Consider the following 16,759-nt stretch of genomic DNA (forward strand, 5'->3'; position numbering starts at 1 on the left):
ATTAAAAAATGGCAATTTCACCCGTTATGACCCAAAGCGCACCGACGACGAAAACCACCGCTTCGTCGGGCACAAGTAACACCAATACCACCAGTTCTTCCAGCGTGGGTACCGGCTCCAGCGCCGATGACCTGCTGAATAATTTTATGACGCTGCTGGTTGCGCAGATGCAAAACCAGGACCCGACCAGCCCAATGGACAACAACCAGTTGACGGCCCAGCTGGCGCAGTTCAACACGGCGGCGGGCGTCGAGCAGCTCAACAGCACCATGAACAGCATGGGTACGCTGGTTGCCAGTATGCAGCAGATGAACTCCGCTGACTGGGTAGGGCGCGACATCATGGTTGAAGGCGAGCCTTCTGTTTCCACCGCCACGGACGGAAACCAGAAAGTCGGGCTTTCCCTTAACAGCCCGGCGGATGAAGTCACCGTCACGCTGACCGATCCGGCCGGTAACGCCTATACCGCGAAGCTGAAAAATGTGGAAGCGGGCGTGCATCAGTATTCGCTGGATGATTTTGAAGATTTCCAGCCGAGCGATCCGCGCTTGCAGGCCGACACGAACTTCAAAGTGTCGTTCTCCGCCACCAACGCTGATGGCAGCACGCCAACCATCACCGCGCTGAAACCGGCAAAAGTGCAGAGCGTCTCCTTCACTAACTCAGGCGCAGTGCTGCAACTGGGTGTTAATGGTACCGCCTCGCTGAGTGACGTTTACCTCATCGAGTAATTTTTAGTTTGGATTTTGCGCAACCCGCGCACAGGAATTTATCACATGGGTTTTTCTCAAGGTCTTAGTGGATTAAACGCCTCTTCACAGGCGCTGGATGTTGTAGGTAACAACATCGCCAACTCACAAACGGTCGGTTTTAAATCAGGTTCTGTTGCTTTCGCCGATGTGTTTGCCGGTTCTCAGGTCGGCATGGGCGTACAGGTTGCTGGTGTGAACCAGAACTTCAGCGATGGCGTACTTGGCGCAGGCAGCAGCCCGCTGGATATGGGTATCCAGGGCAATGGCTTCTTCCGCATGGTGACCGAAGCGGGTCGCGTATTTTACAGCCGTAATGGTCAGTTCCAGACCGATGAAAATGGCTACGTCATCAATAACCAGGGCATGCGCCTGACCGGTTATATGGCAACGGGTACACCGCCTGAAATTCAGCAGGGCGCGCCGGTAGGGCCGATTCAGATCCCAACCGGGCAGATGCCTGCGCGTGCGTCTGACGCGGGTTCCATTTCCGGTAACCTGGATTCCGGTAACGACATTGTCACGGTAACGCCTTTCGATCCGGCTGATGGCAAATCTTACAGCTACTCCACCCAGGTTAACGCTTATGACAGCCTGGGCAACGAGCACGCGATCAACGTCTATTACGTAAAAACGGCGGATAACCAGTGGACTGCCTACTCTGTCGACTCCACGTCGCCGGGCACCACCAGCTCCGTCAACCTGACGTTTGATACCTCCGGCAAGCTCACCACCAACCCGGCAGAACTGGCGGTGCAGGGTGCAGCTTACCAGGGCGGCGCGGCGTTGAATTTCAACCTCGATCTTTCCGGTCTTTCTCAGCAGGCGTCTGAAAACACCATGGACAGCCCGAGCACCACAGGTTATCCGCCGGGACTGATGAACGGCTACACCGTAGGTGATAACGGTCAGATCATCGCCTCCTACAGCAACGGTGAAAACCAGCTGCTGGGTCAGGTTGTGCTGAGCAACTTTACCAACCCGGGCGGCCTTGAATCGGCAGGGAACAACTGCTGGTCTGAAACTCCGGAATCGGGTCAGCCGGTCATTGGTCTTGCGGACACCGGTAACCTGGGTTCACTGCGCGGCAACATGCTGGAAGGCTCCAACGTGGATCTGAGTAAAGAGATGGTGAACATGATTGTTTACCAGCGTAACTACCAGTCCAACTCTCAGACCATCAAGACCCAGTCTGAGCTTCTGCAAACGCTGGTTAACCTGGGTTAAGAGTAGCGCTTCATGGATCACGCGATTTATACCGCAATGGGGGCCGCAAACGCGGCCCTTAACCGCCAGGCGGTGACCTCTAACAACCTGGCGAATGCTTCTACCACCGGCTTTCGTGCGCAGATCGCGGCGTTTCGCGCGATCCCTGTGCAGGGGCCGTCGATAGAAACCCGCACCATGGTGGCGGAATCCACGCCGTTTAGCGACAACACCATGGGCGCGGTGCAGGCCACCGGGCGTAGCCTGGATGTGGCCATGCCGCAAAACGGCTGGCTGGCAGTGCAACTGCCCGATGGCAGTGAAGGCTACACCAAAGATGGCAACATCGAAGTGGATGCCGAAGGCCAGCTGCGGGTGCGCGGTATGCCGCTGCTCGGTGACGGCGGCCCGGTAGCCGTACCGCCGCAGGCGGAACTGACTATCGCCGCGGACGGCACCATCACCGCGCTGGGCGCAGGCGATGAGCCTTCAGCGCTGGCGCAGGTGGCGCGCCTGAAAATGGTCAACGCCACACCGAACACGCTGAAACATGGCGACGACGGCCTGTTTCATGTCGCCGATCCGGCTGCGGCGCAAGTACTTCCCGCCGACGCGGATCTGCGCTTGATGCCCGGCATGCTGGAAGGCAGCAACGTCAGCCCGGTGAAATCGATGGTAGATATGATCGCCACCGCACGCGGTTTTGACATGAACATGAAAGTCATCACCACCGTTGATGATAACGAACAAAAAGCTAACCAGTTACTGAGCGCCGGTTAAGCCTCGGTAAGGAGAAAAACACCATGATCCGTTCTTTATGGATTGCGAAAACCGGCCTCGAAGCCCAGCAAACCAATATGGATGTGATTTCCAACAACCTGGCGAACGTCAGCACCAACGGCTTTAAACGCCAGCGTGCGGTGTTTGAAGATCTGATTTATCAGACCTTACGCCAGCCGGGCGCACAGTCTTCCGAGCAGACCACCATCCCTTCTGGTTTACAGTTGGGTACCGGTGTTCGCCCGGTCGCGACCGAGCGTATTCACAGCCAGGGCAGCCTGACGCAGACCAACAACAGCAAAGATGTTGCCATTCAGGGCAGCGGTTTCTTCCAGGTACAGTTGCCGGATGGCACCACCGCCTATACCCGCGACGGTTCGTTCCAGTTTGACCAGAACGGGCAACTGGTGACCTCCAGCGGTTACCAGGTGCAACCGGCGATCACCATCCCGCAGGACGCGCAAAGCCTGACCATCGGTAACGACGGTATTGTCAGCGTGACCGTACCGGGGCAGACCGCGCCGCAGCAGGTTGGTCAGCTGACGCTGAGCTCGTTTATCAATGATTCCGGCCTCGAAAGCATTGGTGAAAACCTGTACCGCGAAACGCAATCTTCTGGCGCACCGAATGAATCCACACCGGGTTTAAACGGCGCGGGAACCCTGAAACAGGGCTACGTCGAAACCTCGAACGTCAACGTAGCAGAAGAGCTGGTCAACATGATCCAGACGCAGCGCGCCTACGAAATTAACAGTAAAGCGGTGTCGACGTCTGACCAGATGCTGCAACGACTGACCCAACTTTGATCCCTGGCCGCGGGCGTTGCTCGCGGCTGCTTTACCTGTAGTGAATGAGATGACCAATCACCCTTGCTCTGTACGTACGCTTTGTCGTTTTGCAACGATCTTAATGCTGATTTCCGTGGTTACCGGCTGCGCCTATATTCCGCAAAAACCGTTGGTTGGAGGCGAAACCTCCGCTGTGCCTGCACCGGTCGCCGCCGCTACTGCGAATGGCTCGATTTTTCAGACAGGGCAGGCGATGAATTATGGTTATCAACCGATGTTTGAAGACCGCCGTCCACGAAACGTGGGCGATACGCTGACCATTGCGCTGCAAGAAAATGTCAGCGCCAGCAAAAGTTCCTCTGCGAGTGCCTCGCGTGATGGCTCCACCGATGTCGGCGTTGCTGGCGTACCTGGTTTTATGGCCGGTCTGGTGGGCAACGGCAAAGCCGATGCGTCGATCAGTGGAACGAATGACTTCGCCGGGAAAGGCGGCGCGGCGGCGAAAAATACCTTTAGTGGCACCATCACCGTGACGGTGAAACAGGTGCTGGAAAACGGCAACCTGGCGGTTGTCGGTGAAAAACAGATTGCGATTAACCAAGGGACTGAGTTTATCCGATTTTACGGCATCGTGAACCCGCGCACGATCAGCGCCAGCAACACCGTTATCTCCACCCAGGTGGCAGACGCGCGCATCGAGTATGTCGGTAATGGCTATATCAACGAAGCGCAGCAAATGGGCTGGCTGCAGCGCATGTTCCTTAACCTTTCTCCTTTTTGATTGATGATGAAAACGAATTTCTTAACTCGCTGCCTGGCGCTGTTGTGCTGTCTGTCTGCGCTGGTGGCCGGGCAGGCCAGCGCGGAGCGGATCCGCGATTTAACCACCCTGCAAGGGGTGCGCGGTAACTCCCTGATGGGCTATGGCCTGGTCGTCGGGCTTGATGGCACTGGCGACCAGACCATGCAGACACCTTTCACCACCCAGAGCCTGAACAATATGCTCTCGCAGCTCGGTATCACCGTGCCAGCGGGCGTGAATATGCAGCTCAAAAACGTCGCGGCGGTGATGGTGACGGCGGAACTGCCGCCGTTTGCCCGCGCCGGTCAGCAAATTGATGTGGTGGTTTCCTCAATGGGTAACGCGAAAAGTCTGCGCGGCGGCACGCTGCTGATGACTCCGCTGAAGGGCGCGGATAGCCAGATTTATGCGCTGGCGCAGGGGAACCTGTTGGTTTCCGGCGCAGGTGCGCAGGCCGGTGGTAACCGGGTGCAGGTAAACCAGCTCAATGGCGCGCGCATTAGCGGCGGCGCAACGGTAGAACGTGAAGTGCCGTCAAACTTTGCCGGGCAGAGCACGCTCAAACTCCAGCTTAATGAAGACGATTTCACCGTCGCGCAGCAGATAAGCGATGCGATTAACCGTCGTTACGCGGGCGCCGCGTTTGCGGAAGACGCGCGCAGTATCAGCCTGCGCGCACCTGCCGACAGTGCCGCGCGCGTGCGTTTCCTTGCCGCAGTGCAGGATATTCCGTTGCGCATTGATGCGGGCGATGCCCGAATTATCATCAACTCACGCACCGGCTCCGTGGTGATGAACCGCCATGTTTCGCTTGATTCTTGTGCGGTAGCGCAGGGTGATCTGACGGTAGAAGTCGCCAGCAACACCCAGGTGAATCAGCCGAATACGCCGCTGGGAGGCGGGCAAACGGTAGTCACGCAGAACACGCAACTTTCCGTGCGTGAGCAAAACGGCTCTCTGCAACGCGTGAACACCAGCACCGATCTGAACAATGTGGTTCGCGCGTTAAACAGCCTTGGCGCAACGCCGAATGATTTGATGGCAATTCTGCAATCAATGAAAACCGCAGGCTGCCTGCATGCACGTCTGGAGATTAACTGATGATCGGCCCGGCAATGACTCAGGGGGCGGCGTTTGACGCGCACAGCCTCGACAAGCTCAAACTGGCCGCCCGCAACGACTCTCCGGATGCGCTAAAGGCGGTGGCGAAGCAGATGGAAGGGCTGTTCGTGCAGATGATGCTCAAGAGCATGCGCCAGGCATCATTCAAAGACGGCCTGTTTAATACGCAGCAGTCGGAAATGTTTACCTCGATGTACGACCAGCAGCTGTCGCAGAACATCGCTGATAAAGGAAAAATGGGATTTGCCGATCTGATGGTGCAACAACTGACCGGCAAACCCGCTTCCACGGCGGAAAATGTCACAGCGACGCGTGAAGTGCCGCTTAATATCAGCCCGGCACGCTTTATTAGCGTGCCGCTGCGTTTGCAGCCGGTCGATCCCGAAGAACAGCAGGCGGAAAAAGCCGCAATGGCGCAGCCGGAAATACCGGCGGTTCCAGGCGGCAGCTTTATTTCCCGCATGATGGCACCCGCGATGGCAGTCGCGCGTTTGAGCGGTATTCCGCATCAGTTAATTATTGCGCAGGCGGCACTGGAGTCGGGTTGGGGTAAACGCGAAATTATGACCAGCGATGGTAAACCCAGCCATAACTTATTTGGCGTGAAAGCCACGGCGGATTGGGACGGCGAAACCACGGAAATCACCACCACAGAATATGAAGGTGGGGTTGCGCAAAAAATAAAAGACAAATTTAAAGTTTATTCCTCTTATGCCGAGGCGCTGGAAGATTATACGTCGTTAATTAGTCGTAGTCCGCGTTATAAAAATGTTGTGAAATCTGAATCGCCGGAAATAGCGGCAAAAGCGTTGCAGTCTGCCGGATATGCAACCGATCCCGCCTACGCGAAAAAATTGATCAATATCATTCAGCAGGTGAAGAATAACGTTAATCAGGCGGCTGAAGCCTACTCTTCAGATTTTTCTTCATTATTTTAATCGTCAGGCTTTAGTGAAATTTTATAAGGCCGATAAATATAAGAGAGCGCTACTTTTATCAGGGGCGTCTTACCTCCTCCTCTGGTTAGGATCGATAACATATGAATTTAATCAATCTGGCCCAGAATGGGCTTAACGCTGCGCAGAATGCATTGAATGTGGTGGGGAATAACCTGTCGAATGCTACCACGGCGGGATATAGCCGCCAGAATATTGTTCTGGGCGAAGCGGGTGGCAAATCCACCAATTATGGTTTCTTCGGCTACGGCGTAAAAGTGGGCGATGTCCAGCGTGCTTATAATGGTTTTATGACTAACCAGGTGCGCGGCGCGGCAACGGAATTTTATTCCCTCAATAGCCGTTACGAGCAGGTTAGCCAAATTGATAACATGCTCGGCGATAGCACCAATAATATTTCCGTGACCATGGATAATTTATTCGAAGCCATGGAATCGGTAAGTAAAGACCCTGTTGACCCGGCGGCTCGCCAGGGGGTTCTGGCTGAATTTAACGCCATGGCCAACCAATATCGCTCCAACAGCAAAACATTAAATGGTCTGGAGCAGAGCACCAACACGCAAATTAATCAGACTGTTGATGATATTAATTCCTATACCAAACAGCTGGCGTCGCTGAATAAGCAAATTGAAAAGATCCACGGCCAGACCGGCGGTATGCCTGCGGATTTACTCGATCAGCGTGACCAATTATTAGGTCAGTTGAGCGAAAAGATCGGTATTAAGGTGACAGAAAATACTGATACCGGCGCTGTGAATGTTTCCATGCAAAACGGCATGGCGTTGGTCAGCGGCGGCAAATCCTATGAACTGCAGGCCAGCGCGTCTGAAAGCAACCCGGCAAAAACCGTGGTGGCGTACGTTGATGCGTCGGGCAACGCCCTGCCGCTCGACGAAGGGAAAACCACCGGTGCGCTGGGCGGGCTGTTCAAATTCCGCAATGAAGATCTGGTTTCTGCGCGCGATCAACTGAACCAGCTGGCGCTGCAAATGGCCAACAAGTTCAACGAAGCGAATGCTCAGGGTTACGACCTCGACGGCAACGCGGGCGGCGATATTTTTAACATCGGTAAACCGCAAGCGGTCGGCAACATCAATAACACCGGCACCGGTTCACTGGATGTCAGCTTTACCGATATTCCGTCCGTGAAATCGGAAGACTACGAGCTGACCTTTAACGGCCCGGGCAGCACCGACTGGACTATCACCACCGCTGATGGCCGCTCTATCACGCCGACCGTTGGCAGTAATGGCGAACTGGAATTCGAAGGGATCTCCATTACCCCTGGCGGCACACCGCAGCCGGGTGACAGCTTTACGCTGAACCCGACCGACGGCGCGGCAGATAACATCACCGTGGCGATCACCGATGGCGATCAGATTGCGGCGGCGAAATCCCCCGATCCTGACGACCAGAGCGATAACGAAAATATCCTGGCGATGATTGGCATCAAGGACGAAAAAGTGGTGGATGGCATGACGCTGTCTGGCGCTTACGCAAGCCTTGTCAGCTCCGTCGGTTCCTCGGTGAGTGCGCTGAAAGCGGACATGACCACCTCGGCGAATGTGTATGACCAGTGGGCGCTTCAGCAGCAGTCGGTTTCGGGTGTTGATATCACTGAAGAGTACGTCAATTTGCAGATGTTCTCTCAGTATTACCAGGCGAATGCGCAGGTTTTACAGACTGCGAACACCCTGTTCGACACGTTGTTAAGTATTCGCTAAGTACGCCCGGTTTACCGGGCCACTCAATGAAAAGTCAGGAATAAACGATGCGTCTTAGCACCAGTTATATGTTTCAAAATCGTATTGATAGCCTGTCAGATGCGATGACCGGTTATAACGATTTGTCCACGCGCCTTTCTGCCGGGCAAACGCTGTTGAAGCCTTCCGACGATCCGTCGGGTGCGTCGCAGGCGGTTATTTTGCAGAACGCGTTATCCCGAATGAGCCAGTACGACACCGCGCGCACCTACGCGCAGGATGCGTTGGGCCAGGAAGATAACACGCTGGATTCTATCTCTAATCTGCTGTCTGAAAATTTGTCGCAGAAAATTGTTGCCGGTGGTAATGGCGCGTACTCCGATGAAGATCGCGCAGCGCTGGCGCAGGAGTTGCAGGGGATCCGCGATAACTTGCTGGATCTGGCGAACACCAAAAACAGCGACGGTCGCTACATTTTTGCCGGTTACAAAACCGGGGCGGCGCCTTTTCAGAAAGACGGCACCTATGTCGGCGGTGATACCGCGATGACGCAGGTGGTTTCCGACAGTACCGAAATGCAGGTCGGTCATACGGGCGACGATATCTTTCTGAGCGGCTCGCCGGACGATCTGTTCAAAGCGCTGGACGCGGCCATTACGCAACTGCAACAGCCAGTCACTAACGATGCCGATCGTCAGGCTTTGCAGGCCACGCTGGATAGCACCAACGTCAGTATTAAGAAAAACATTGATAACCTGGGCAAAGTCCGCGCCACCGTCGGCACCAATATGCAGCAGATTGAAGCCCTGGGTTTTAGCTCGGAAGCGCAAAATATCAATGTGCAAAGCCGGTTGCAGGAAACATTAGGATCGGATTGGGATTCGATGATTACGCTGTTGTCGCAATCCAAGATGTCGGAGTTCGCGCTCAATTCGTCAATGACCGTGTTCCAGTCGATGCAGCAACTGTCGATTTTTAATTTCGTGGGTTAACCCCATTCAGGCCCGTCATTATTGACGGGTTTTTATTCATCTCGCATGTGTACATGAAATATCTGCAAAAAGGTATTTCGCCGTGTTCTCAATTATTTAGGTTTCGTTATGTTTAAAGACTTAAAAATATCCACCGGGATTAATATCCTGTTTGGGTTGTTAATTGCTTGTATTGTTGTGGTATCTACCTATGCGTTAGTCAGTAGCCGCGCAACGGCGGATAACTTCGATGATGCGGTCATGACCAACAACAATATCGATGCACTGAATGGTGCGATTGTCGGTATGACCGGCGGTATTGCGCAGATTAACGGCGCAATGCTGGCGACCATGATCAACCAGCCGCCAGGACAGGACGATATCGATAGAGCGAAAAAAATGCTCGTAAATGCGGAAAAGCAGATGGACCAATTTATGTCCACGCCGTTCCAGACCGAAGAAGAACAGACGATTGCCAACAATATTAAGAAGCGTTTTGATACGGTTCTGGCGGGGGCACAGCGCAAGGCAACGTTTATTAAAAACCCGACGACATATGATCGTGATGTGATTGAAGAAGCCAAACTGCGTGTCGGGTTACAAGATGCCTCTGAAGAATATTTAGCCTATGCCGAGCAAATGGTTACCGGTTTTAGCGATGTATCGCACCGTGATACCCAGCGTATGAGTTTCTTCGCGTTCTTTGCGCTGGCGTTGGCGGTGATTAGCGCGGTGGTTTCCCGTCTCTGGCTGAAACGCACTATCTTTAGCCGTCTGGAACAAGCTATCGTCTCCTTCAAGGCTATCGCTGAAGGTAACCTGAGCCGCAAAATTGACGCGGGTGCGCAGAACGAAATCGGCAAAATGCTGTTGGAAGTTGAGCACATGCGCCAGTCGCTGACCGACACGGTTTACGGCATTCGTACCGGCGTGAAGCAGATTTATTCCAACGCCCAGGAAATCGCCACCAGCAACAACGATCTCTCTTCGCGTACTGAACAGCAGGCTTCCGCACTGCAGGAAACTGCGGCCAGCATGGAAGAGCTGAAAATCACCGTTCGTCAGAACGCCGACAACGCCCACAGTGCGCAGCAACTGGCAGAAAGCGCCAGCGTCAGCGCGCAGAAAGGCGGCGAAGTGATGACCAATCTTGATAAGATCATGACGGAAATTACGGTGAACTCCCGTCAAATTGCCGACATCAACAGCGTGATTGATAGCATTGCTAACCAGACCAACATCCTGGCGCTTAACGCGGCGGTTGAAGCGGCGCGTGCCGGTGAGCAAGGTCGTGGTTTTGCGGTTGTTGCCGGTGAAGTACGTAACCTGGCGAAACGCAGCGCCGATGCGGCGAAAGAGATCCGCCAATTGATCAACACCTGTGTTGCCAATATGAATATCGGTTCTCAGGAAGTTGAACTGGCCGGTTCTTCCATGCAGGAAATTGTGAAATCCGTTATTCAGGTAACCGACATTATGGCGGAAATTACCTCAGCATCGGATGAACAAAGCACCGGTATTAACCAGATTGCGCAGGCCGTTAATGAAATGGACCTGGTTACGCAGCAGAACGCCAGCATGGTAGAGAATGCCGCGCGTACCGCAACCAGCGTGGAAGAGCACGCCAGCGATCTGGAACAAATTGTTGCCCAGTTTACTGTTAATGAAAGCCATGTGTCTGCCGTTACCCGCAGCAGAAATAACGGAGAGAAATTGCGCCCTGTTATTACCGCTGCCAAGCGAGATTATGTTCCAGCCAAAAAAACTGAAGGCGACTGGGAAACATTCTAATTAGCTGTGGGTTTCGTGGGGAAATAAAGTCACGATATGTTCCACTTTCCGATTGCTTATCATGCTATTTGAATTGGCGATAATCGATAATAATTTTAATCAATTATTATCATCCCGGAAATTGTAATAGTGAATGGATTATATAGCCCTGACGGGGCAATTCTGAAAGACCAGTTGTGGACCAAATACGGTTATTTAGTTCGCTACGAAGCGTTAAAGATGCAGTCTAAATTATCATCAAGTGTTGATATTGACGATCTTATTCAGGCGGGTGCCATTGCGCTTCTGGATGCAATCGAACAGTTTGACCCCAAAAAAGGGGTCAAACTCACGGTTTACATTGCACAGCGTTTACGTTGGGCGTTTATGGATGAATTACGCGAACACGATTGGGTACCTCGTCGCGTTCGTCGTAAAACCCGTGAAGTTTCTTCTGCCATTATGCGCGTTGAGCAACGTGCCGGTGGCGTGGCAAGCGAGTCGGACATTGCTGCTGAATTAGGGATGTCATTGCAGGAATATCAGCAAGTATTATCTGATACTAATACCAGCATGCTCTGTTCACTCGACGAGCTACAAGAATTACTGGCAGATGGCGTTGAACTGTCAGAAATGGAACAGGATCATCTTGACCCGCTAAACGATATTTTACTGGGCGATTTGACAAAGCAGATCAGTAAGGAGATCAGAGAGCTTCCTGAGCGCGAGCAGATGCTACTCAATTTATATTATCAACAGGAGTTGAATATGAAAGAGGTCGGTTCACTGCTGGGTATTACCGAAACGCGCGTCAGCCAGTTGCATAGCCAAACGATCAAACGTTTACGTGCGCGTCTGGAAGGAAGAGGCTGGGAATAATAAGTCATCAGGAAAATCTTGCTCCGATAAAACTTCGACCAGGCTGGCTTTTCTTATTAGGTTCATTATTCCCGTCTAACCTTGATTTCTTATACTAAAAAATCGGCATTAAACTTGTTACATCTTGGTTACACAATAAAGGACGGTAATTGCAGTATGGATTACCTTGTACAGGGGGAATTGTAATGAACGTAACAAACTTTAATGAGCCGACGCAGTGTATTCGGGACTTGAATCTTTCCTATTTGTTATTGGCGCAACGTCTCATTCACGAGGATCGCTTTACGGCAAAATTTCGCCTGGGCTTAAGTGAGTCCACAATCGATATTGTGAAAGGCTTGACGTTTCCGCAGCTTATTAAACTTTCGTCAACCGGTCAGCTTATTTGCCGGTTACGCATAGATAACGAAACAGTGATTGACTGTTTGACCAAAGATTCCCGTATTGATGCTTTGCAAAGTCTCCATACCGGAATCATTTTATCCACTGATTTGCTTAATTCTCTTTCTGGGGAAGAGCCTTCGAGATCCTGACAGCGGAGTTTGTGATGTGTGAAAAAAGCATAATGTCAGAAATCAGGGATGCGCAAATTGCCATGGAATTGATTTCTTTTGGCGCCAGGATGCAGGTTCTCGAAAGTGAAACCAATCTTAGCCGCAGAAGATTATTAAAACTGTATAAAGAACTCAAAGGCTGTTCGCCGCCGAAAGGCATGCTACCGTTTTCCACCGACTGGTATATGGCGTGGGAACAAAATATTCATTCGTCAATGTTTTATAACATTTTTTGTTATCTGCAAAAGACGGAATTGGGTCGCCCCGTTGAGATTATGCTGAAAGGTTATCGCCTGTATCTGGAAAATAGTCTGAACGGTACAGAGGAAAAGCCAGTTTTAGGTTTAACGCGCGCCTGGACGCTGCTGCGCTTTATTGACTGCGGCATGGTTAAACATACTGAGTGCAGCACTTGTGGCGGGCGTTTTATTACCACGCCGGAAAATACCAACACGAATTTTACTTGCTGTTTGTGTTTTCCACCTTCGCGGGCAATAAAAAAAGCCACGCCTGATCTGGCGCGTTCTCATCGGCGACAGTAACAGATGCTGCGGCATTTTCACCGCGCGGCCTGATATCAGAGTTGCGGAATGATTACTGAATTATTAAGGAGTTGAAGTGTTAGTCATTATTGGCTATATCGTCGTTTTCGCGACCGTATTTGGCGGCTTTGCGCTCAGTGGCGGCAATCTTGCGTCACTGTTTCAGCCTACCGAATTTTTAATTATCGGCGGCGCAGGCGTAGGGGCTTTTATTGTCGGAAATAACGGTAAAGCGATTCGGGCCACCTTAAAAGCGTTTCCTACTCTGTTTAAAGGTTCCCATTTCACCAAAGCGTTATATATGGATCTGCTGGCCATGATGTATCTGTTGCTGGCGAAAGGCCGACAGAATGGCCTGGTATCGCTGGAAAACGATATTGAAGATCCGCAGAACAGCCCGATTTTCTCTGCCTATCCACGGCTGATGGCCGACAGTGAAATCATGAATTTCATCACCGATTACCTGCGTCTGATGGTGAGCGGTAATACCAACGCGTTTGAAATGGAAGCGTTGATGGATGAAGAGATTGAGACCTGCGAACACGAGCATGAAGTGCCGGCGCACAGCCTTAACTCCGTCGGTGACGGGTTGCCCGCATTTGGTATCGTGGCGGCGGTCATGGGGGTGGTTAACGCCCTGGCGGCGGCCGATCGTCCGGCAGCGGAACTGGGGGCGCTGATTGCCCACGCCATGGTCGGTACCTTCCTCGGTATTTTGCTGGCATACGGCATGGTGCTGCCGCTGGCGACGCTGCTGCGTCAGCATAGTGCGGAACACCTGAAAATGCTTGAGTGCATTAAGACCATGCTGCTTTCCAGCATGAACGGTTATGCGCCGCAGATCGCCGTTGAATTTGGCCGTAAGACTCTCTTTTCCACGGAACGTCCCAGCTTCGCGGAACTGGAAGATCACGTTCGCGAAGTGCGTACCTCAAGCTCTTCATCCTCTTCGGGTGAATCGACATGAGTAAGAAGTCTGCCACTACCATTGTTGTCCGCAGATCCATCAATAAAAAGCATGGTTCTCACGGCGGTTCCTGGAAAATCGCCTATGCGGACTTTATGACCGCGATGATGGCGTTTTTCCTGGTGATGTGGCTGCTCTCTTCTTCCAGCCCGGAGCAGCGCCAGCAAATCGCTGAATATTTCCAAATGCCGATTAAAACCACGCTGGCACAGGGTGATAAAGCGAGCCTTAGCGACAGCATGATCCCCGGCGGTGGCGAAGATGTCATTAAACAAGATGGCGAGGTTTTCAAGCGGACGTTGCAGCAACTGGACGAGAAGAAGAGTGAAGTCAACCTGAAGCGCGCGAGGGAGAAGCTGGAAAGCCTGATCCAAATCGATCCGCGTTTGAACAACTTCACCTCCAACCTGCGGCTTTCGCTGACCGATGACGGATTGCTGATTCAGATCACCGATAGCGCGGATCGTCCGATGTTCCAGATAGGCCGGCCGACACCGGAAAGCTACATGGTGAACATTCTGCAGGCTCTGGTGCCGGTGTTAAACGACATGCCGAACCGCATCATTGTGACCGGTCATACGGATTCGCTGCCTTACGCCAACGGTGAGCAGGGCTACAGCAACTGGGAGCTCTCTTCCGATCGTGCCAACGCGGCGCGGCGCATTCTGACTGGCGCAGGGCTTGCCAGCAATAAATTTATCCGGGTTGTCGGTACGGCGGACACCATGATGCAGGCCGGTTCCGATGCGGCCGATCCCATTAACCGCCGTATCAGTATCCTGGTGCTGAGCCAGCAGAAAGAGAAACAGATCATGCAAGAAGATGTGCTTTTGCGCGACACGCTGGTTTCATCCCCGGCGAGCCAGAGTGCATCAGCCACCGACGCGCCGCAGAGCAGCAGCGCAGTGGCAGTTGAACCTACGGTAAAAAGCGGTCCTGAGGAGATTAAGTAAGTGGACATAAGCGATTTTTATCAGGCCTTTTTTGACGAGGCGGATGAGCTGATGGCGGATATGGAAAAATATCTGCTGGAGCTGGATCTCGACTCACCGGACAGAGAAGTTCTGAATGCGATTTTTCGCGCTGCGCACTCGATAAAAGGCGGTGCGGGCACCTTTGGTTTCACTGTGTTACAGCAAACCATGCACATCCTGGAAAACCTGCTGGATGATGTACGCAGCGGTACGTTGACGATTACCGGCCCTATTCGCGATCTGTTTTTGGAGAGCAAAGATATTATGCAGGATCAACTGGATGCCTATAAAGCTTCAGCCGAGCCCGACGAGGAGACATTCCACTATATCTGCGAAGCGTTGCGCCAGATAGCGCTCGACGGTGCGGCTCCTGCGGCGGTTTCCACAGACGTTGCTGCGCCTGTTGTGGCCGAGGCAGTCGTCATAGAAGCGGTGGCAGCACCGGCGGTGAAACCGGCTGAGGATGGCCAGCGACTGCGCATCGTGCTGAGCAAAATCAAAGAAGACGATCGCCAGCCGCTGATCGATGAAATGGGCAATTTAGGCCGCGTGAGCCATTTGCAGGCCGAAAATGAGAACCTGCAACTGACGCTGCACACGACCGTATCCCCGGACGATATTCTCGCGGTGTTGTGCTTTGTGCTTGAACCGGAACAGATTGCCATCACGCCTGCACCGGCTGAAGACGAACCTGTTGCCACATCCGACGAACCTGCGGCACCCGCGCCTGCGCCGGTTAACGCGGTGGCCGCACCGGCGGCACCTGCAGCGCGTGCGACACGCCCGGAAAATAACCGCCAGCGTCCGCAAGCGACAGAAGCCAGCAGTATCCGCGTGGCGGTCGAGAAGGTCGATCAGATAATCAACCAGGTGGGCGAGTTGATCATCACCCAGGCCATGCTCTCGCAGCTTTCTGGTGTGCTCGATTCAACCAACCACGACACGCTGATTAGCACCATCGCGCAACTGGAGCGTAACGCGCGCGACTTGCAGGAGTCGGTGATGTCAATCCGCATGATGCCAATGGAATATGTCTTCAGCCGCTTCCCGCGACTGGTTCATGACCTTGCCGGTAAGCTCAATAAAGAAGTGGAACTGACGCTGGTCGGTGGTTCTGCTGAGCTGGATAAACGTCTTATCGAACAGATTGTCGATCCGCTGACGCACCTGGTGCGTAACAGCCTCGATCACGGTATTGAACCGGTCGATGTGCGCCGCGCCAACGGTAAAGCCGACAAGGGGAACCTGGTGCTTTCGGCGGAACACCACGGCGGCAATATCATTATCGAAGTGACCGACGATGGTGCTGGGCTGAACCGCGAGAAGATCCTGGCGCGTGCGCAGCTGCAGGGCATGACGATCAGCGAAAACATGAGTGATGAAGATGTCTGGATGCTGATTTTCGCGCCGGGCTTCTCCACGGCGGAAAAAGTGACCGATGTCTCGGGTCGCGGCGTGGGTATGGACGTGGTGCGCCGTAACATTCAGGAAATGGGCGGGCATGTGACCATCCATTCCGAGCAGGGGCGCGGCTCGAAGATCCGCATCATTCTGCCGCTGACGCTGGCGATCCTCGACGGGATGTCGGTGCGTGTTGGCTCGGAAATCTACGTTCTGCCGCTCGGCAGCATGATGGAATCGTTGATGCTTTCCGAAAACGTCCTGCACCGGATGACTGGCGGCGAGCGCATGTTGCAGGTGCGTGAAGAGTATTTACCGCTGGTTGAGCTGGGCACGCTGTTTGGCATTCACGACGAAAATTACGATATCAGCGAAGGGATTGCCGTCATTGTGCAGAGCGCCGGTAGCCGTTACGCCTTACTGGTGGATCAACTGATCGGCCAGCACCAGGTAGTGGTGAAAAATCTTGAGCAGAACTACCGCAAAATTCCGGGTATTTCTGCGGCGACCATCCTCGGCGACGGCAGCGTCGCGCTGATTCTGGATGTGGCGGTGTTAACGACGCTGGCAAAAAGCGCTAAGGCGCAATGAAACG

16 protein-coding genes are annotated in these 16,759 nt (G+C 53.2%); all 16 read left to right on the forward strand.

Translation table 11 applies throughout. From position 1 onward, the window contains the following. The first annotated feature begins 8 nt into the window (after positions 1-8). The 16 genes from E0L21_RS09750 to cheA all read left to right on the forward strand — a co-directional run bounded on the left by E0L21_RS09750 (position 9) and on the right by cheA (position 16,755). Positions 9-731: a flagellar hook assembly protein FlgD gene (locus tag E0L21_RS09750; protein ID WP_131408933.1), complete on the forward strand. Its 723-nt coding sequence runs from the start codon at positions 9-11 to the stop codon at positions 729-731. A 45-nt stretch (positions 732-776) separates the two neighbouring features. Then, entirely contained in the window at positions 777-1,976 is a 1,200-nt protein-coding gene (flgE, locus tag E0L21_RS09755) for a flagellar hook protein FlgE (protein WP_131408935.1), read from the forward strand. Positions 1,977-1,988: 12 nt separating this feature from the next. After that, positions 1,989-2,735 carry a flagellar basal body rod protein FlgF gene (locus tag E0L21_RS09760; RefSeq protein ID WP_131408937.1) on the forward strand — a complete coding sequence of 249 codons (747 nt, stop codon included), beginning with the start codon at positions 1,989-1,991 and terminating at the stop codon, positions 2,733-2,735. Positions 2,736-2,758: 23 nt separating this feature from the next. After that, positions 2,759-3,541 (forward strand): flagellar basal-body rod protein FlgG, encoded by a 783-nt coding sequence (gene flgG / locus E0L21_RS09765; RefSeq protein ID WP_017459383.1) that lies wholly within the window; start codon positions 2,759-2,761, stop codon positions 3,539-3,541. Between the two features lie 103 nt (positions 3,542-3,644). Then, a complete protein-coding gene (locus E0L21_RS09770; RefSeq protein ID WP_235855219.1) occupies positions 3,645-4,304 on the forward strand; it encodes a flagellar basal body L-ring protein FlgH in 660 nt (219 codons plus the stop codon). 3 nt (positions 4,305-4,307) lie between these two features. Next, positions 4,308-5,426 carry a flagellar basal body P-ring protein FlgI gene (locus E0L21_RS09775; protein ID WP_131408941.1) on the forward strand — a complete coding sequence of 373 codons (1,119 nt, stop codon included), beginning with the start codon at positions 4,308-4,310 and terminating at the stop codon, positions 5,424-5,426. Then, on the forward strand, positions 5,426-6,385 hold the full coding sequence (gene flgJ / locus E0L21_RS09780) for a flagellar assembly peptidoglycan hydrolase FlgJ (protein WP_131408943.1): 960 nt from the start codon (positions 5,426-5,428) through the stop codon (positions 6,383-6,385). Before E0L21_RS09775 ends, flgJ begins: the two co-directional genes overlap by 1 nt. Positions 6,386-6,486: 101 nt before the next feature. Next, positions 6,487-8,127 carry a flagellar hook-associated protein FlgK gene (flgK, locus tag E0L21_RS09785; RefSeq protein ID WP_131408945.1) on the forward strand — a complete coding sequence of 547 codons (1,641 nt, stop codon included), beginning with the start codon at positions 6,487-6,489 and terminating at the stop codon, positions 8,125-8,127. Between the two features lie 47 nt (positions 8,128-8,174). Continuing rightward, entirely contained in the window at positions 8,175-9,098 is a 924-nt protein-coding gene (gene flgL / locus E0L21_RS09790) for a flagellar hook-associated protein FlgL (protein WP_131408947.1), read from the forward strand. Positions 9,099-9,206: 108 nt separating this feature from the next. Next, positions 9,207-10,868 (forward strand): methyl-accepting chemotaxis protein, encoded by a 1,662-nt coding sequence (locus E0L21_RS09795; RefSeq protein WP_131408949.1) that lies wholly within the window; start codon positions 9,207-9,209, stop codon positions 10,866-10,868. A gap of 129 nt (positions 10,869-10,997) precedes the next feature. Then, positions 10,998-11,726, forward strand: coding sequence for an RNA polymerase sigma factor FliA (locus E0L21_RS09800; RefSeq protein ID WP_131408951.1), 729 nt, complete (start codon positions 10,998-11,000; stop codon positions 11,724-11,726). 185 nt (positions 11,727-11,911) lie between these two features. Then, entirely contained in the window at positions 11,912-12,259 is a 348-nt protein-coding gene (gene flhD / locus E0L21_RS09805; RefSeq protein ID WP_131408953.1) for a flagellar transcriptional regulator FlhD, read from the forward strand. Between the two features lie 14 nt (positions 12,260-12,273). Continuing rightward, entirely contained in the window at positions 12,274-12,822 is a 549-nt protein-coding gene (flhC, locus tag E0L21_RS09810; RefSeq protein ID WP_131408955.1) for a flagellar transcriptional regulator FlhC, read from the forward strand. Between the two features lie 76 nt (positions 12,823-12,898). Beyond that, the gene (gene motA, locus E0L21_RS09815; protein WP_131408957.1) at positions 12,899-13,789 is read left to right on the forward strand and encodes a flagellar motor stator protein MotA; all 891 of its coding nucleotides are present in this window, start codon (positions 12,899-12,901) and stop codon (positions 13,787-13,789) included. Then, positions 13,786-14,742, forward strand: a complete 957-nt coding sequence (gene motB, locus E0L21_RS09820) for a flagellar motor protein MotB (protein ID WP_131408959.1) — start codon at positions 13,786-13,788, stop codon at positions 14,740-14,742. The genes motA and motB overlap by 4 nt, the downstream gene beginning before the upstream one ends. Next, a complete protein-coding gene (gene cheA / locus E0L21_RS09825) occupies positions 14,743-16,755 on the forward strand; it encodes a chemotaxis protein CheA (RefSeq protein WP_131408961.1) in 2,013 nt (670 codons plus the stop codon). Positions 16,756-16,759 lie beyond the last annotated feature (4 nt).

This window comes from Kosakonia quasisacchari, from assembly GCF_004331415.1.
GTDB lineage: Bacteria > Pseudomonadota > Gammaproteobacteria > Enterobacterales > Enterobacteriaceae > Kosakonia > Kosakonia quasisacchari.